At 67.3% G+C, this 15,899-nt stretch carries 16 protein-coding genes and 1 pseudogene; 12 read left to right on the top strand and 5 right to left on the bottom strand.

What is annotated here, in order from left to right; all coding sequences use genetic code 11:
• Nucleotides 1–858: Gfo/Idh/MocA family protein (locus tag BN13_RS02200; protein WP_048548781.1), on the bottom strand; the 858-nt coding region annotated here is incomplete at its 3' end.
• Nucleotides 859–890: 32 nt separating this feature from the next.
• Nucleotides 891–2,411, bottom strand: coding sequence for a M1 family metallopeptidase (locus tag BN13_RS02195; protein WP_053079696.1), 1,521 nt, complete (start codon nucleotides 2,409–2,411; stop codon nucleotides 891–893).
• 115 nt (nucleotides 2,412–2,526) lie between these two features.
• Between BN13_RS02195 and BN13_RS02190 the strand changes: the two genes are divergently transcribed.
• From BN13_RS02190 to arfC, 4 genes are all read left to right on the top strand, one after another.
• The gene (locus tag BN13_RS02190) at nucleotides 2,527–2,745 is read left to right on the top strand and encodes a hypothetical protein (protein WP_048544070.1); all 219 of its coding nucleotides are present in this window, start codon (nucleotides 2,527–2,529) and stop codon (nucleotides 2,743–2,745) included.
• A gap of 171 nt (nucleotides 2,746–2,916) precedes the next feature.
• Nucleotides 2,917–3,984: a channel-forming protein ArfA/OmpATb gene (gene arfA / locus BN13_RS02185; protein WP_048544068.1), complete on the top strand. Its 1,068-nt coding sequence runs from the start codon at nucleotides 2,917–2,919 to the stop codon at nucleotides 3,982–3,984.
• Between the two features lie 7 nt (nucleotides 3,985–3,991).
• Nucleotides 3,992–4,147: a channel accessory protein ArfB gene (gene arfB, locus BN13_RS19910; RefSeq protein WP_048544066.1), complete on the top strand. Its 156-nt coding sequence runs from the start codon at nucleotides 3,992–3,994 to the stop codon at nucleotides 4,145–4,147.
• Complete coding sequence (gene arfC / locus BN13_RS18220) at nucleotides 4,147–6,513, top strand: channel accessory protein ArfC (RefSeq protein WP_053079695.1); 2,367 nt, start codon at nucleotides 4,147–4,149, stop codon at nucleotides 6,511–6,513. Before arfB ends, arfC begins: the two co-directional genes overlap by 1 nt.
• Before the next feature lie 174 nt (nucleotides 6,514–6,687).
• Here the strand turns inward: arfC and BN13_RS02165 are convergent, their stop codons facing one another.
• The 3 genes from BN13_RS02165 to BN13_RS02155 are packed head-to-tail and all read right to left on the bottom strand — an operon-like array spanning nucleotide 6,688 to nucleotide 9,121.
• Nucleotides 6,688–7,224 carry a CGNR zinc finger domain-containing protein gene (locus BN13_RS02165; protein WP_048544064.1) on the bottom strand — a complete coding sequence of 179 codons (537 nt, stop codon included), beginning with the start codon at nucleotides 7,222–7,224 and terminating at the stop codon, nucleotides 6,688–6,690.
• Between the two features lie 29 nt (nucleotides 7,225–7,253).
• Complete coding sequence (locus BN13_RS02160) at nucleotides 7,254–8,195, bottom strand: amino acid ABC transporter permease (RefSeq protein ID WP_048544060.1); 942 nt, start codon at nucleotides 8,193–8,195, stop codon at nucleotides 7,254–7,256.
• Nucleotides 8,195–9,121, bottom strand: coding sequence for an ABC transporter substrate-binding protein (locus tag BN13_RS02155; RefSeq protein WP_048544057.1), 927 nt, complete (start codon nucleotides 9,119–9,121; stop codon nucleotides 8,195–8,197). The genes BN13_RS02160 and BN13_RS02155 overlap by 1 nt, the downstream gene beginning before the upstream one ends.
• A 199-nt stretch (nucleotides 9,122–9,320) precedes the next feature.
• Between BN13_RS02155 and BN13_RS02150 the strand changes: the two genes are divergently transcribed.
• The 8 genes and pseudogenes from BN13_RS02150 (at nucleotide 9,321) to BN13_RS02115 (ending at nucleotide 15,862) form a co-directional block, all read left to right on the top strand.
• A complete protein-coding gene (locus BN13_RS02150; RefSeq protein WP_048544056.1) occupies nucleotides 9,321–9,713 on the top strand; it encodes a phage holin family protein in 393 nt (130 codons plus the stop codon).
• Between the two features lie 8 nt (nucleotides 9,714–9,721).
• Entirely contained in the window at nucleotides 9,722–10,804 is a 1,083-nt protein-coding gene (gene hisC, locus BN13_RS02145) for a histidinol-phosphate transaminase (RefSeq protein ID WP_268806949.1), read from the top strand.
• 81 nt (nucleotides 10,805–10,885) lie between these two features.
• The gene (locus BN13_RS02140) at nucleotides 10,886–11,122 is read left to right on the top strand and encodes a hypothetical protein (protein ID WP_048544053.1); all 237 of its coding nucleotides are present in this window, start codon (nucleotides 10,886–10,888) and stop codon (nucleotides 11,120–11,122) included.
• The gene (locus tag BN13_RS02135; protein WP_048544051.1) at nucleotides 11,119–11,454 is read left to right on the top strand and encodes a type II toxin-antitoxin system PemK/MazF family toxin; all 336 of its coding nucleotides are present in this window, start codon (nucleotides 11,119–11,121) and stop codon (nucleotides 11,452–11,454) included. Before BN13_RS02140 ends, BN13_RS02135 begins: the two co-directional genes overlap by 4 nt.
• 37 nt (nucleotides 11,455–11,491) lie before the next feature.
• Nucleotides 11,492–11,767: a type II toxin-antitoxin system VapB family antitoxin gene (locus BN13_RS02130; protein ID WP_048544049.1), complete on the top strand. Its 276-nt coding sequence runs from the start codon at nucleotides 11,492–11,494 to the stop codon at nucleotides 11,765–11,767.
• A gap of 245 nt (nucleotides 11,768–12,012) precedes the next feature.
• A pseudogene (gene pdhA, locus BN13_RS02125) lies at nucleotides 12,013–13,226 on the top strand (pyruvate dehydrogenase (acetyl-transferring) E1 component subunit alpha).
• The gene (locus tag BN13_RS02120; protein WP_048544047.1) at nucleotides 13,223–14,194 is read left to right on the top strand and encodes an alpha-ketoacid dehydrogenase subunit beta; all 972 of its coding nucleotides are present in this window, start codon (nucleotides 13,223–13,225) and stop codon (nucleotides 14,192–14,194) included. Before pdhA ends, BN13_RS02120 begins: the two are co-directional and overlap by 4 nt.
• A 15-nt stretch (nucleotides 14,195–14,209) precedes the next feature.
• Nucleotides 14,210–15,862: a dihydrolipoamide acetyltransferase family protein gene (locus tag BN13_RS02115; protein WP_048544045.1), complete on the top strand. Its 1,653-nt coding sequence runs from the start codon at nucleotides 14,210–14,212 to the stop codon at nucleotides 15,860–15,862.
• Nucleotides 15,863–15,899: the final 37 nt, after the last annotated feature.

The following is a 15,899-nucleotide window of genomic DNA, read 5'->3' as shown; positions in this document are numbered from 1 at the left end:
CGCCTCGAACCGCAGTGCCTCGTGGGACTCGCCCGGGCGGTCCCATGATCCGATGACTTGCCCGTCGGTGGCGATCACCCGCCCCGACGCCGGGGCATAGAACGGTCCATCGATCTCCACCCGCGCCTTGGTCCCACTGACGCATGCCCGCGTGGGCGTCTGCGCCGCCATGGTGGTGTTGAGGTAGGCCTGCGCCCCTGCGGCGTTGCTCACAACGATGCTCACCTGCCGGTCGACGCCCTCGGGTGTGCGGGTGCCGATCGCGCGTGGCACCCCGAGGTCACCGAGCACCATCGCGGCAAACGAGATCGGATAGATGCCGAGGTCGAGCAGGGCCCCGCCCGCCAGTGCTGGGTCGGAGAGGCGCTGCGGTCCGTCCGGCCACAGCAGTTGGCCGTGGTCGGCCTCGATCGTCTCGATCTCACCGAGCGCCCCATCCTCGACGAGTTGCCGCACGATGTCGTAGTGCGGCAAGAAGCGGGCCCACATCGCCTCCATGCAGAACAGATCGCGTGCCCGAGCCTCCTCGATCACCTCTTTAGCTTCGCCAGCGTTGCGGGTGAAGGCTTTCTCCACGAGGACGGGCTTGCCTGCCGCCAACGCGAGCAGCGCCTGGGCGTGATGCTCTGAGTGCGGACTTGCGACATAGACCACGTCGACGTCGTCTGAGTTGACGACATCTTCGTAAGTGCCATGAGCCGGGATGTCGAAACGGCTGGCGAACTCGGCGGCCCGCTGCGGATTGCGGCTGCCCACCGCGGCCAGGATCTGCTGCGTCCCGCTCCGCAAGCCGCCGGCAAAGGCGGCGGCGATCCACCCGGGAGCCAGGATCCCCCATCGCAGCGGCGGTGCGGTCATCGGGTCGGGGACCCGGCTTGTCGGCAGCGAGCTCACCGGTGGGTCGCGGCGTGGCCCCGCGCGGCATACATCTCGGAGTTGGCGACGAACGTGCGCACGAAGTCGGACTGGCCCGTGTAGCGGGTCGGGATGTTGGCCAGACCATTGGCGGCCGTCTTGGCTGGCTTCTTGGGGGTGTAGAGCCAGTTCTGGAAGAAGGTGTCGAGTTGCTCCCCGGAGACCTTCTCGGCCATGGCGATGAAGTCGGCGACCTTGGCGTTGCCGCCCTTTCGGGTGGCGGCCCACTGCTTCAGCAGCGTGGTCATCTTGGCATCGCCAATGCGGTTGCGCAGCGCCGCCAAGCTCATGGCTCCGCGGATGTAGACGGCTCCGTCAAACAGCGAGTCCTTGCCCGGGTCACCGATCTTGACGCCCCAGAACCAGGAGTCGCTGGCAGGGAAACTGTTGTAGAGCTCGGCGAGCGACTGGTTGACCGAGCTCGCACCGGTCTTTTGAGCCCACAGCAGCTCGGCATAACTAGCGAAGCCCTCGTTGAGCCAGATGTCCTTCCAGTTGTTGACGCTGACGGAGTCGCCGAACCACTGGTGCGCGTTCTCGTGGACCACGACGGACAGGTTGGAACCGCCACCCCAGAACCCCTTGGTGTAGACGGGCCGCGACTGCGTCTCCAGCGCATAACCGAAGTCATCGAGCGGAACGACGCCGCCGACGATGTCGAATGGGTAGGGCCCGAACTGGGTCGCCTCCCAGTTGATGATCGACGGCGTCTTCATGAGGTCCTTCGTGATCGTGGACCTGAGGCCGCTGGGGAGCTTCTGCGAGACCGCGACGACATACGGCCGGCCGGCGGTCGTGCCCTTGGTGACGGCATACTGACCGATTGCCATGAACGCGAGATAAGGCGCCATGGGCTGCGGCATCGACCATTTCCACACATCGGTGCTGCCCGAGGTCGTCTTGCTCACGAGCTTCCCGTTGCCGATGGCCTCCAAGCCCTTGGGCACCCGGAACGTGAAGTTGTAGGAGGCCTTGTCGCGGGGGTGGTCATTGCTCGGGAACCACCAGGCGGCGATCTCCGGCTCGCCCAGGGCCATGGATTCCGTGCCCGACCCGACCCATGGGGAGGCGACGCCGGCGTAGGAGATCGTGCGCGGCTGACCGGAGTAGACGACCTTCACCGTCATTGAGGAGCCCTTGCGGATCGTGGCCGCTGGGGTCACCACCAATTCGTGCGGATCGGACTTGGCGAATTTCGCCTTGGTGCCGTTGACAGTCACGGAAGACGCGGTGAGGAGCAGGTCGAGGTTGAAGCGGGTGAGGTCCTGCGTGGCGGTGGCCTTGATGGTCGTCGTCCCCTTGACGGTCGTGCCCGCGGGAACGTAGGTGATGTCGATGTCATACGACGTCACGTCGTAGCCGCCGTTGCCATAGGTAGGGAAGTAGGGGTCGCCGATGCCCGCGGAGCCGGGGCCCGCGGCATACGCAATGGCAGTGGTGAGGCTGACGGAGACTCCGGCAGCGAGGGCAACGCGGGCGAAGCGACGAACGGACATGGGTCCCCCAAATATCGTTCTCAAGGTGGCCGTGCTTTGATGCTTGCCGACGATCCGCGCCGACCCGTGTCACCCTAGACGTCGGCCCCGACAGCCGGATAGAGAAGGCATCAAAATGCAGGCATACTCCCCGCGGCGCCGCCCGAGGTTCGGCCGGTTCATCGGGACCGGGGCTGTTCTCGGCATCATGCTTGGCATCGTGATCTCGTTCGCCAGCATCACCCCGCAGGGGTATGGCGATCGGACTGCGGCAGGGTTCTTGGCCGCCTTCTTCGGGCTGATCGGAGCACTGGTGGCGGCCATCGTCGCGGTGCTGCTCGCTGGCAAGGAGTAAGCGCACCCTGGCGTCCGGGGGTCGTCCCCATCCGTCGTCGGGACGGTCAGCCGGCCTCCCGGGAAGTTGGGCACGCCACTGCCGCGCATCCCCGGTTTGGTGCGGCCCGGCACGTATCTTGAGCACGTCGGACGCGGGGAAAGCGTCCATGCGTGCACCCGGGAGTTGATGATGAGCAGCCGTGACCAGTCCGGCTCGGACGCCTCCGGCCGGTGGCAGTCGGCCGATGACGACCGTGACTACGACCAGGACGAGGTGATTTCCACCCGCTGGGTGGAGGAGACCCGTCGCTATCGCGAGCCGATCGGCGGTTGGTGGTGGCTGGCTCTGTTCCTGGTCCCGGCCATCCTCGCGCTGCTGGGCCTCGCCGTCGGCGGCGACAAGGACACCTCCGCGGGCAAGTCGCCGACCTCGTCGAGCAGTTCCGCGTCCGGCTCGGGCAGCGCTAGCGGCAGCGCCACCAGCGGCAATGGGACGACCGGAGGCACGTCTAGCGTGAAGTTGGCGAGCGCGCCGTTCGCTGTGTCGCGGACCGGCAACGACGTGACCGTGACTGCCGAAGCACCCGATCAGGCCAGTGCCGACGCGCTCGTCGCGGCGGTCGAGGGCGCCCTCCCCGACGCCAATGTCATCTCGAAGGTGACGACCGTCGCCGGGTCCACGGCGCCGGATGCGGCGGCACTGGGTGCCTCGGTGAAGGCGCTGGCCGGGCTGGGTGACTTCGGTCTTGGTTACGACCTCAAGAGCCTGACCGCCGTCGGCAAGGCGGCCGACGACGCGGCCAAGAAGTCCGCGGCCGACGCGCTCCCCGCGGCCTGGCCCAAGGGTGCCAACCCGGCGATCAACATCAGTGTGGGCGACGACGCGGGTGCGTCCTGCGGGACGCTCGGCGACGCCATCAAGGTGGCGATGGCCAGCACGAAGGTCACCTTCGGCACCGGCAGCGCAGCCCTGGCCGGCGACTCCCATGCGGTGCTCGACAAGGTCGCCGCCCTGGTCAAGGGGTGTGCGGGGGTGAAGCTCGCCGTGACGGGCTACACCGACAAGAGCGGCAACGCGGCGGACAACCTCAAGCTGAGCGAGGCTCGCGCGCAGTCGGTCGCTGACTACCTGGCGAAGGCCGGCATCGACAAGGCGTCGATGACGGTGTCGGGCAAGGGCGACGCCGATCCCATTGCCGACAACACGTGGCCTGCCGCAGCGGCCAACCGACGCGTCAAGATCACCGTGGTGAAGTGAGGCTCAAATGACTGATTTCCTGATTGCGTGGCTGTGGTACATCGTCGCGTTTGCCCTCGGCGCGGTTGTCGCCTGGCTGATCGCGCGCTCGATGATCGAGGCAACCAATGAGAACGAGGCGTTCGCCGACGTTCCCGAGACCCGAGCGATCGGAGAGCGCTGATGAAGTGGTGGCTATTTGTCCTGGCCTTTGTGCTGGGCGCCCTGGTGACGTGGATCTATATGGTCCGCCGGGCCACCCGCGAGGTCCGAATCGTCGAGGTCGACTCGCCGGAGGCGCTGGGTGCCGCCGACGACTATGACGACGACGGCGCCTATGAAGCGGGCTATGACGAGGAATACGACGACGACGATCAGGCGTATGGCGATTCCCCCGCCGCGGACGTCGCCGTCACCGAGCGTCGTGCTGCCCTGGTCGACGAGCCCACGACGGTGCGTCACGCGCTTCCCGACGAGGAGACGGAGGTGCCCGAGCCCGGAGTTCCGGAGGCGGACGTCGAGGTGACCCGACGTCGCGACGACCTTGCCGGGGCGGCCGCCGCCACCGCGGGAGTTGCGGGGGCAGGCTTGGCCGGCGCCGCGGCATACGACATGGGCGCGGGTGCCGAGGAGGAGGTCGACCTCGACGTTCCGGCAGTGACCCTGCCGCGGGTGGCGGACCCCGAAATCGTGGCCCCGCACGTGGATCTGGCCGGCGCTACGACGGACGACGACCTGCTCGACCCGAACGCCGACCTCGACCTAGACGCCGACCTCCCGTCGGTCGACCTGGACGCGGCGGCTCCGGCCGTCGATCTGGACGCCGATGTCCCGTTCGTTGACCTGGACGCGGATGCTCCCTCTGCGGACTTGGACGCCGATGTGCCGTCGGTTGACCTGGACGCCGATGTCCCGGCGGTCGACTTGGACGCCGACCTCCCGTCGGTTGACCAGGACGCGGCGGCTCCGGTGGTTGACCTCGACGCCGACATCCCGTCGGTTAACTTGGACGCGGACGTTCCGGCTGTTGACCTGGACGCGTCGGCTCCGGCGGTTGACCTCGACGCCGACGTCCCGTCGGTTAACTTGGACGCGGATGCTCCGGCGGTCGACCTGGACGCGGATGCTCCGTCCGTCGACCTGGACGCGGATGCTCCGTCCGTCGACCTGGACGCCGAGGCTCCCGTCGTTGATCTGGACGCCCCTGCCCCGGCGGTCGGCATCGAGGATGCCGTCCCTCCGGACGTCGATCTGGACGTCCCAGCACCGACGAACGAGATCGACCTTGATGCCGACGCCGGCGACGTTGGGCTCGACACCAACCCGGTGCTCCCGCCCGCCGCGGCACCCGGTACGACCGACGACGACCTTCTCGACCTTGACGCCGAGGACGACGCCGACCTCCCGGCTGTCGCGCCCGTTGCATTTGTCGCTGTCGAGGACGCCACCACCGAGGTCGAGACCGAATCCACCTGGGATGGCGACCAGGTGCCGCCCGCCGATACGGCCCTCGATCTTGACCAGGTGGAGGACGTTGAGGCCTCGATCACCGAGCCCGAGCCCGAGCCCGAGCCTGAGCCTGAGCCGATCGCGGTCGCTGAACCCGAGGCGACCCATGTCGCGGACCTTGAGGTCGGCGACGTCGCGGAAGGCGACGAACTCATAGGCGAGCCGGCTGGCCCATCCGCTGATCTGGTGGACGACGTAGCTGGTGTCGAGACTGAGGCGGTGTCGACTCACACCGAGCCGATGCTCGACTTCGACCTCGACGAGGACGCGCAGCCCGCGGTCGCCGAAGAACCCCACTCCGCCGTTGCCGCGGCCGACGAGGTCCTCGGTGGCGCCGAGGAGGTGGCTCCGGAGATCGAGTCGCCCGAAGCCAGCGTGGTCGACGCCGTACAGCTGGACGACGCCGCCCACGCAGGCGACGCCGCACGGGTTGACGATGCTGCGCAGCTTGACGACGCTGCTCCCGCCGACGACGCGGGCAGCGATGACCTCTCGGCTGCCGGACTGGCGGGCGGCGCCGCTGCTTTTGCCGGCGGCGTAGCGCTCGCGTCCGACGAAACCAGCCAGATTCGCGAAACCAGCCAGATTCGGCAGGCTCGCTATGGTGCCGGCTCGGCCGAGCCAGAGTCCGATGGATCCGGGCCGGCGGGCTGGGAGGTCAAGGGCAACGAAGACTCGATGCTCTATCACACCCCGCAGAGCCCGTACTTCAAGCGCACTCGCGCAGAGGTCTGGTTCGAGACAGTCGAGGGCGCCGAAGCCGCCGGGTTCGCCCGCTGGGACTCGCGCGCCAAGGCGAGCGCCGCCGCAGCATTCGTGGCCAGCGAGCCGCCCCCCGGCAAGTACGGTCCCGGATCCGCCGACGCCGGTCCGCGAGGCAAGGGCCCCGAGGGCTGGGAGGTCAAGGGCAACGAGGACTCGATGCTCTACCACACCCCCGAAAGCCCCTGGTACAAGCGGACTCGCGCCGAGGTCTGGTTCAAGGACGTCGAGACCGCCCAGGCAGCCGGCTTCGAGCACTGGGATCCCGAGCAGCGCTGACAAGCCAGGGTCGGGCGTGACGCAGCGCCAACCGGCCCGACCCTGACCCCGGGCGCACGCCTAACTAGTCCCCGCCAACACGTCGACGGGCAGAGACACGCCGTATGGCGCACCGCCATACGGCGTGTCTCTGCCCGTCGACCTGTTGGAGGCAGTCAGAGTTGTTGGAGGCGGTCAGCCTTGGGCGCGCCGGGCGCGGTATGCCGCCACGGCGTTGCGATTCGTGCACGCCGTCGAGCAGTAGCGCTTCGATCGGTTGCGCGACAGGTCCAGCACGATGCCTTCGCACGACTCGTCGGCGCAGACCGACAACCGCGACATCTCGTCGGCGCGGATCACGTCGACCATTGCCATCGCCGTCTCGACCAGCATCCGCTGGGACAGCTCGATGTCCTGGTCCACGGCGTGGATGTGCCAGTCGTGCGTGTCATGCCGCACCAGCCGGGGCACCGAAGCATGGTCGGCCAGGATCGCGTTCACCAACTCCACCGCGCGGTCCCGGTCGCTCAGCAGTAGCTCCCGCAACCGCGGCCGGATGGCATGGATGCCCGCCAACTCGGCTTCGTCACCGTCGTGGCGACCCGAATAGCGGTAGCGCTCGAAGATCGCGCTTAGCGCCGCTGGGTCGGTCAAACCATTGGGTTCCAGGGCGGAGTTGGCCACCTCGACGGCAGCGCCGAGCGCCAGGTCCGTGTCATCAGTGAAAATCATATTGACACCTTACCAAATGATCTCTATCGTCATTTGTCATGGCGATCATGACCGATGAAAGGGTGACCGTGGCGTTGGCGTCGTGTTGGTGCCTGGACTCCGAAGCCACGCCCAAAGTGTCGCTCCAGATAGCTCTGGCCGACCATGAGGATGGAGCAGACGATGAGGTACCACAGCGTCGCCGCCATGAAGCCCGACATGATCTTGAAGGACCGCGAGCCGAACAACGTCGCCTGATAGAACAGCTCGCCGATGATGCTCGCGCCGATGAAAAGCGAGGTGTCCTTGACCATGGCGATCGTCTCGTTGCCGGTCGGGGGCACGATGACGCGCATGGCCTGGGGGAGCACGACGCGACGCATCGTCTGGCCGGGCGACATCCCGAGCGCTTGGGCAGCCTCGCTTTGTCCTTTGTCGACCGACAAGATGCCGGCGCGGGCGATCTCGGCCATATAGGCACCCTCGGACAACCCGAGGGCCAGGCCACCCACCCATACGGTGCTGGAGTAATCCTGGAAGTTGAGGCGGAAGAAGTGGATGTCGGTGAACGGGATACCGATATCGAAGTAGTTGTAGAGATAGCCGACGCCAACGGCGAACAACCCCAGCAGCACATAGCGCGGGATCGAGCGGAAGAACCAGGTGTAGACGAAGGCCACTCCCCGAAGGACCGGATTGTCCGACATGCGCATGATGGCGAGCATCACGCCAAGGACGATGCCGATGGCCATCGCGATCACGGTGCCGAGAATGGTGCCCTGCCAGAGTCCGTTGATCACCGGCTTCTGCTGCATGATCTGGAAGGTGTAGTTCCAGTCCCACTTCTCGTTCGTGATGAACGAGTTGACCATCATCGCGGCGATGACCGCGATAACGGCGACGGCAACCCAGCGCCCCGGATGCCGGACCGGCCGGGCGTTGATCTCGCCCGGCCGGTCCACCGTGTTGGTCGTCATGGTGTTGGCGGTCATCAGCCGACGCTGGGGTTTACCGCGAAGTCGCTGATCGCGCCGCCCTCGGTCTTCCACTTGGTCAGGATGCTCTTGTAGGAGCCGTCTGCCTCGATCGCCTTCAGCGCCTCGACGATGGCGGCGCCGAAGTCCGTCTCGGACTTGGGCAACACGAAGCCGTACGGGGCCGAGTCGTACTGCTCACCCAGGAGCTCAAGCTCGCCATTGGTGAGTTCGACGGCGGCGATGGCCGGGGGCAGGTCGACGAGCATGGCGTCGGCCTTGCCGGACTGCACCATGGCGGTGACCTTGGCCTGGTCCGGGTCGACGAGCGGGGTGATCTCGGCCTTGCCGGCGTCGGTGCACGCCTTGTTGCGCGCGGGCAGGTCGGTGTCGGACTGCACGGTGCCCTTCTGCACGGCGACCTTCAGGCCGCACGCGTCGTCGGGGTTGACGCTCTTCGGGTTGCCCTTCTTGGTCACCCACTGCGTGCCAGCCTTGAAGTAAGACACCATCGTGGCCTCCTTCATTCGATCCGCGTTGACGGTGAAGGACGAGACGCCGACGTCGTACTTGCCCGAGCTCACCCCGAGGATGATCGAGTCAAAGGCGGAAGGGACCCACTCGGTCTTGACGCCGAACTTCGCCGCGACCGCGTCGAAGAGGTCGACGTCCATGCCGATGACGGTCTTGCCGTCGGCGTCGAGGTACTCGTTGGGCTGGTAGGTCGCGTCCGTGCCGATCTTGATGACGCCCGCGCTCTTGATCTTCTCGGGGAGCTTCGCGGCGAGGGCCGCGTCGACGCCGCCCCCGGAGGCCGACGCTGAGCCCGATGCGGCCGGCGTGGTCGAGGACGTGGTGGACAGCGAATCGGAGCCGCAGGCGCTCAGGGTGAGAGCGGCGGTGGCGACACCGGCGATGGCGAAGATGGCAGAACGGCGGAACACGAGAAAGGCCTCCAGAACGCGGGCGTGCAGATGGCGGCCGGGTGGCAGCCCTGCGGGGAGACTACTTGCAACCCCATTTCCTGCCCAGCACGCGCACGTCACGATCACATTTCCCGCTTCGCGGTTCCCCGTCGCGATTCCCACGTCGTATCCCGCGCGCTCACCGATCATTGTCGGCGGGGCCTGTCAGGATGTTGTCATGCAGAACACGCTTATCAAGGTCGGCATCAACGCCGTTGCGCTCTGGGTCGCCGCTCTGGTCGTCAGCGGGGTCGAGTTGGGGGAGAACGCCAAGGCGCTCTCGACTCGGCTTATCACAATCGTGCTGGTCGCCGTGGTCTTTGGCGTGGTGAACGCCGTCGTCAAGCCGATCGCGACGTTCTTGTCCTTCCCCGCGATCGTGCTGACCTTGGGCCTGTTCACGTTTGTGGTCAACGCCTTCATGTTGCAGATCACCGAGTGGATCAGCGATGGCGTGGGGCTGGACTTCCACATCCAGAACTTCTTCTGGGACGCGGTGATGGCTGCGTTGGTCATGACGCTGGTGTCCATGGTGCTCAACTTCGTCATGCCTGACGACGACGAGAGGTGACCGTCGCCGTGCCCGACTCGCCTCGCCCCCGCGGGGTCCTGGAGCGTATGCCGCGCTACCGCCCGGGACTGCCGCCGGCCCCGGTGCCGGGGCTCGCGGCATACAAAATCTCCTCGAATGAGAACCCGTATCCGCCGCTGCCGAGCGTCCTGGAGGTCGTGCGCGAGCACGCGGCGGGGATCAACCGCTATCCCGACATGGGCAACACGGCGCTGCGCGACGCGATCGTCGAGCGCCTCAGGGTGAGCGCCGACATGATCGCTCCCGGGACCGGCAGTGTCGGGGTGCTAGGACAGATCGTCGTGGCCATGTGCGACGCCGGGGATGAGGTCGTCTACGCCTGGCGCAGCTTCGAGGCCTACCCGATCGTGGTGGCGCTCGCGGGTGCCGAGGCCGTGGCGGTGCCGTTGACGGCCGACCATCGGCATGACCTGGCGGCCATGGCCGCCGCGATCACCGATCGCACGCGGGTGGTGCTGGTCTGCACCCCCAACAATCCGACCGGGACGATCGTCACGGACGCGGAGATCCGGGACTTCCTGACGACCGTCCCCGCTCATGTGCTGGTGGTCATTGACGAGGCGTATGTCGAGTTCGTCACCGAACCCGACGCCCCGGACTCGCTGGCGATCCTGCGTGACCATCCCAATGTCGTTGTGCTGCGGACGTTCTCGAAGGCCTACGGGTTGGCCGGGCTGCGGGTGGGCTACGCCGTGGCGCACCCCGAGATTGCCGAGGCGCTGCGGATGACGGCGACGCCGTTCGGGGTCAACGTGCTGGCGCAGGCAGCGGCCGTGGCGTCATTGGCGGCCTACGACGAACTCGACGTCCGGGTCAAGGAACTGGTCGCCGAGCGTGGCCGCGTCGAGGAAGCCTTGGCCGACCAGGGCTGGGATCTGCCGCCGTCGCAGGCCAACTTCGTCTGGTTCCCCCTCGGCGAGGACACCCCCGCCTTCGCCGCCGCCTGCGAGGAGCAGGCCCTCACCGTGCGCCCGTATGCCGTGGACGGCGTCCGCGCCACCATCGGCGAGCCCGAAGCCTCCGACCGGCTCCTGCAGATCGCCGCAGCCTGGCGCGCCGCCCGCGGCTAGACCGGCGCGGGTCCGTCCCCGCGTATCGGGAGGGAGCCCGAGACTGGCGATTCAGTCTACATATCGTCTACAATCCAGCTCATGGCATCGCCTGAGACGACGACAGTGCGGGTCCGCCGACCGGACTCTGAGCGCCTCCACTCTCTGGCCAAGTCGCGGCAAACGCCGGTCATTGACGTCGTCCATGCCGCGATCGAGGCGTTGGAGCGCCAGGAATTCCTTCGCGGACTGGGCGAGGACTACCAGCGCTTGCGTAGTGACCCGCAGCTGTGGGCGCAGTTCGTTGCTGAGCGCCAAGAGTGGGACAGCCTGGCGTGATCTGGCGAGGCCAGGTCTACGCCGTCGACCTCGGTCAACCGATCGGGCATGAACCAGCTTTCCGCCGGCCCGCGGTTGTGGTCTCCGTCGACATTCTCAACAACGGTCCGGGCCAAATGGTCGTGGTCGTTCCGATCACGTCGGCGCACTATGGGCTGCGCAGCCACGTGGAACTCGAGCCAGGGACGAGCGGGCTCGACCACACGTCATACGCCCGCTGTGACCAGCCCCGTGTTGTGTCCACCGCCCGGCTGACCGCGCGCCTGGGCGTGATCACGCCGGGCGAGACGCGCGATGTCGACGAAGCAATGCGCTTTGTGCTGGACCTCTGATCGCGAGACTGGGTGTCGGAGGTGTAAGGAACACCTTATGGCGCTGAACATCAAGAACGAACGCGTCTGCAAGCTCGCGGCGGAGGCGGCCCGCAAGATGGGCCGCACGCAGGTCAGCGTGCTCGAAGAGGCGCTGGCCAAGTTCCTTGCCGACCTGTCGACAAGCGAGGACCACGCCGCGGCGACGGCGCGCCGCATGGCCGCATCCGAGAAGGTCACCGAGGCAGCCGGAGCATTGCTCACCGACGCCGACCGCGCGGCCATCAGGGCCGAGATGGCGGATATGTATGACGAGTGGGGCCTCCCGCGCTGATGGCTCCGATGTGGTGGTCCCGTCCGATGATCATCGACAGTTCGGCCGTGTTCGCCATCACCCACACCGACCTTGTCACGGCCCCCGGGTGACGTCTGGGAGCGAGCGCGCGGGGGTCCGCGCGGCAAACGACCTCCGATAACCTTGCTCAGAACGCGCAAGCGAGACGCGGCCACGAGGACGTGACCGTGACGCCCGCCGCGCCGCAGCCCGTCCCAGCCGGTCACCCCCGGAGCGGACGCCGGATGTGGACGGCGATTCGACTGAAGCACCCGGCCCGCGGACACCCCGCATACGGGTGGGAACGGAGCGAGATGGGTGAGCAGGAGCGCCAGCGGCGGATCGAACCCGCCGACGGCGGGCCGGACATGGTCCAGCTGGTCACACCGGAGGGCGAGCGCGTCTCGCATCCGGAGTATGACGCGATCGCCGACGAGGTGACCACGCAGGAGCTGCAGGGCTTCTATCGCGACATGGTCATCGTCCGGCGCTGCGACAACGAGGCGACCGCGCTGCAGCGGCAGGGCGAGCTCGGCTTGTGGGTGCCGAGCCTGGGCCAGGAGGCGGCGCAGGTCGGCTCAGGCCGCGCGATGCGCACGCAGGATTTCGCCTTCCCGACCTATCGTGAGCACGGCGTCGCCTGGTGCCGCGGGGTCGACCCACTGAACCTGCTCGCGATGTTCCGCGGCGTGCACAACGGCGGCTGGAACTCCTTCGAGAAGAACTTCCACCTCTACACGATCATCATCGGCGCCCAAACCCTGCACGCCACCGGCTACGCCATGGGCATCCAGCGCGATCACGCCGTCGGCTCCGGCGACCCGGACCGCGACGCCGCGGTCATCGCCTACTTCGGTGACGGGGCGTCGGCGCAGGGCGATGTGGGCGAGGCCTTCGTCTTCGCTGGCGTCAACAATGCGCCGGTCGTCTTCTTCTGCCAGAACAACCAGTGGGCCATCTCGGAGCCCAACGAGCGGCAGATGCGCATCCCAATCTACTTGCGCGCCAAGGGATATGGCTTCCCCGGCACCCGCGTCGATGGCAATGACGTGCTCGCGACATATGCCGTGACCAAGCGCGTCCTCGATGACGCCCGCGACGGGCAGGGCCGGCGCTGATCGAGGCCTTCACCTATCGGATGGGCGCCCACACGACCTCCGACGACCCGACGAAGTACCGCGTCTCCGCCGAGGTTGAGGTCTGGAAACTCCGCGACCCGATCGCTCGGTTGCGCAACCTGCTGGCGCGGGCACACGGCGTACCCCAGAGCTTTTTTGAGGAGGTGGACGCGGAGGCGGCCGAGGTCGGCACCGACCTGCGCGCGCGCTGCCTCGCCCTGCCCGACCCGAGCCCGGCGTCGATGTTCGATCATGTGTATGCCGAGCCGCACCCGGTCATGGATCGCGAGCGAGCCGAGCTGACGGCATACCTCTCGTCTTTTGAGGGGGCTCACGCATGAGCACGATGACCATGGCCAAGGCGCTCAACAGCGGGCTGCGGGCCGCGATGGAGAAGGACCCCAAGGTCCTGCTCATGGGCGAGGACATCGGCAAGCTCGGCGGGGTTTTCCGGATCACGGAAGGGCTGCAGAAGGACTTCGGTGAGGACCGGGTCATCGACACCCCGCTCGCGGAGGCCGGCATCGTCGCGACGGCGATCGGTATGGCGCTGCGCGGCTACCGCCCTGTCGTCGAGATCCAGTTCGACGGCTTCGTCTATCCGGCCTTCGACCACATCGTCAGCCAGGTAGCGAAGCTGCACGCGCGCTCGCTCGGGAATGTCACGCTGCCGATGGTGATCCGCATCCCCGTCGGTGGCGGCATCGGTGCGGTCGAGCACCACAGCGAGTCGAATGAGGCGTATTTCGCGCACACCGCCGGGCTGCGCGTGATCTCCTGCTCGAACCCGAATGACGCGTTCTGGATGATCCAGCAGGCGATCGATTGCCCGGACCCGATCATCTTCTACGAACCCAAGCGTCGCTATTGGGACAAGGGTGAGGTCGCCGAGGCTCCAGAGCGGGACTTGTTTTCCGCCAATGTGATTCGGCCGGGCTTCGATGTCACGGTGCTCGCGTATGGGCCGATGGTCCGCTCCTGCTTGCAGGCCGCCCAGGCGGCCGAGGAGGAAGACACTTCGATCGAGGTCATCGACCTTCGCTCGCTGTCACCGCTGGACACCGAGGCGATCTTCGCCTCGGTCCGCAAAACCGGGCGGTGCGTCGTGGTGCACGAGGCCGCGACCTTCCTCGGGCTCGGCGCCGAACTGGCCGCGCAGATCCAGCAGGAGTGCTTCTATTCGCTGGAGGCGCCGGTGCTGCGCGTGGGCGGCTACAACGTGCCCTACCCGCCGAGCCGTCTCGAAGAGGACTTCCTGCCCGACCTGGACCGAGTGCTCGACGCCGTCGACCGGCTGATGCAGCACTGAGGAGCGCGAAATACGATGCGAGAGTTCAAACTTCCCGACCCGGGTGAGGGTCTGACCGAGGCCGACGTCGTGACCTGGCGGGTTGCCGTCGGTGATGTAGTGGCCGTCAATGACATCGTCGTCGAGATCGAGACGGCAAAATCCTTGGTGGAGTTGCCCATTCCGTATGCCGGGACCGTCTCGGCGCTGCTGGTCAACGAGGGTGACACAGTTGAGGTTGGCGCACCGATCATCGTGATCGACGACGGCTCCGGCGCCGCCGCTGGTGGCTCGGCGACCGACGCGACCGCGACGACGACCGAGGGTTCGGCGCCCAGTGAGGCAGCGGCCGGCGGGCAAGCAGGTTCGGGCGAGGCGGGCGGGCCCGTTGCGGTGGCGGCCGAGGAGCCGAAGGCATCTGGTGCTGCGGAGTCGAAACCGGGGGGTGCAGCGGAGCCGAAGGCGGAGCGCACGGCGGTGCTCGTCGGATATGGCGTCAAGCAGACCGAGGCCAAGCGCCGCCCGCGGCGCAAGCAGAATCTGCTGCAGACCATCGCGCACTATCCGGATGAAGAGCCCGCGGTCAAGGAATCGGTGCATGCCGATGCCAGCAGCGGCGTCGGCGAACTGGTCGCCGCACATTCCACGCACGTGCTGCGCGACCAGCGCCCGCTCAGCGAACTGGCACAGCATTCACGCGCCGACTTGGAGCGGGCCTGGGTGCTCGCCAAGCCGATGGTTCGCAAGCTGGCGAAGGACCTCGGCGTCGATCTCGTGACGGTCGAAGCCACCGGCGACGGCGGCACCATCACGCGCGATGACGTTCTGGCAGCGCGCGATTCGGCGCGCGGCCTCGCTCCCGCGGACGCCGGCGGAGCTGGTTCCTCGGGGCCGGGGTCAGCATCCGGTGACGCGGCGCTGGTGGGGGGCGCGCGGCATACGGCTGCAGTGTCGGCACCCGCGTGGCCGGGCGACCGCGGCGAGGAGCGCACTCCGATCAAGGGTGTTCGTAAGGCGACCGCGGCGGCGATGGTCAGCTCGGCCTTCACCGCGCCGCATGTCACCGAGTGGGTCGAGGTCGACGTCACCGCGACGATGGATCTCGTCGATCGCCTGAAGAAGGACAAGGAGTTCGCGGGCGTCAAGGTCACCCCGCTGCTCGTCCTCGCGAAGGCGATGTGCGTTGCGGTGCGCCGGAATCCGGGCGTCAACGCGACTTGGGACGAGGCGGCGCAGGAGATCGTGCTCAAGCGCTACGTCAACCTCGGCATCGCCGCCGCCACCCCGCGCGGCCTGCTCGTGCCCAATGTCAAGGACGCCGATCTGATGTCGATGGCGCAACTGGCCGGGGCGATCGGCGAACTCACCGAGACCGCGCGGCAGGGCAAGATGCAGCCGGCGGACATGTCCGGCGGGACGATCACGATCACCAATATCGGGGTCTTCGGCATCGACGCTGGCACCCCGATCCTCAACCGCGGCGAGTCGGCGATCCTCGCCTTCGGCACCATCACCCGCAAGCCCTGGGTAGTCGGCAAGGGTGACGACGAGCGGATTGAGCCCCGCTGGGTCACGACGCTGGCGCTGTCCTTCGACCATCGCCTCGTTGATGGCGAACTCGGCTCCCGCTACCTCGCCGACGTCGCCGCCATCCTCCACGATCCCGCCAAGGGCCTCGTCTGGGGCTGAGCTCCCTCTGTCTGCGTCGGAAGTTCCCTCGTCACGA

The organism is Nostocoides jenkinsii Ben 74 (assembly GCF_001046875.1).
GTDB classification, from domain to species: domain Bacteria; phylum Actinomycetota; class Actinomycetes; order Actinomycetales; family Dermatophilaceae; genus Nostocoides_A; species Nostocoides_A jenkinsii.
This window is presented reverse-complemented; position numbering and strand designations above follow the sequence as displayed.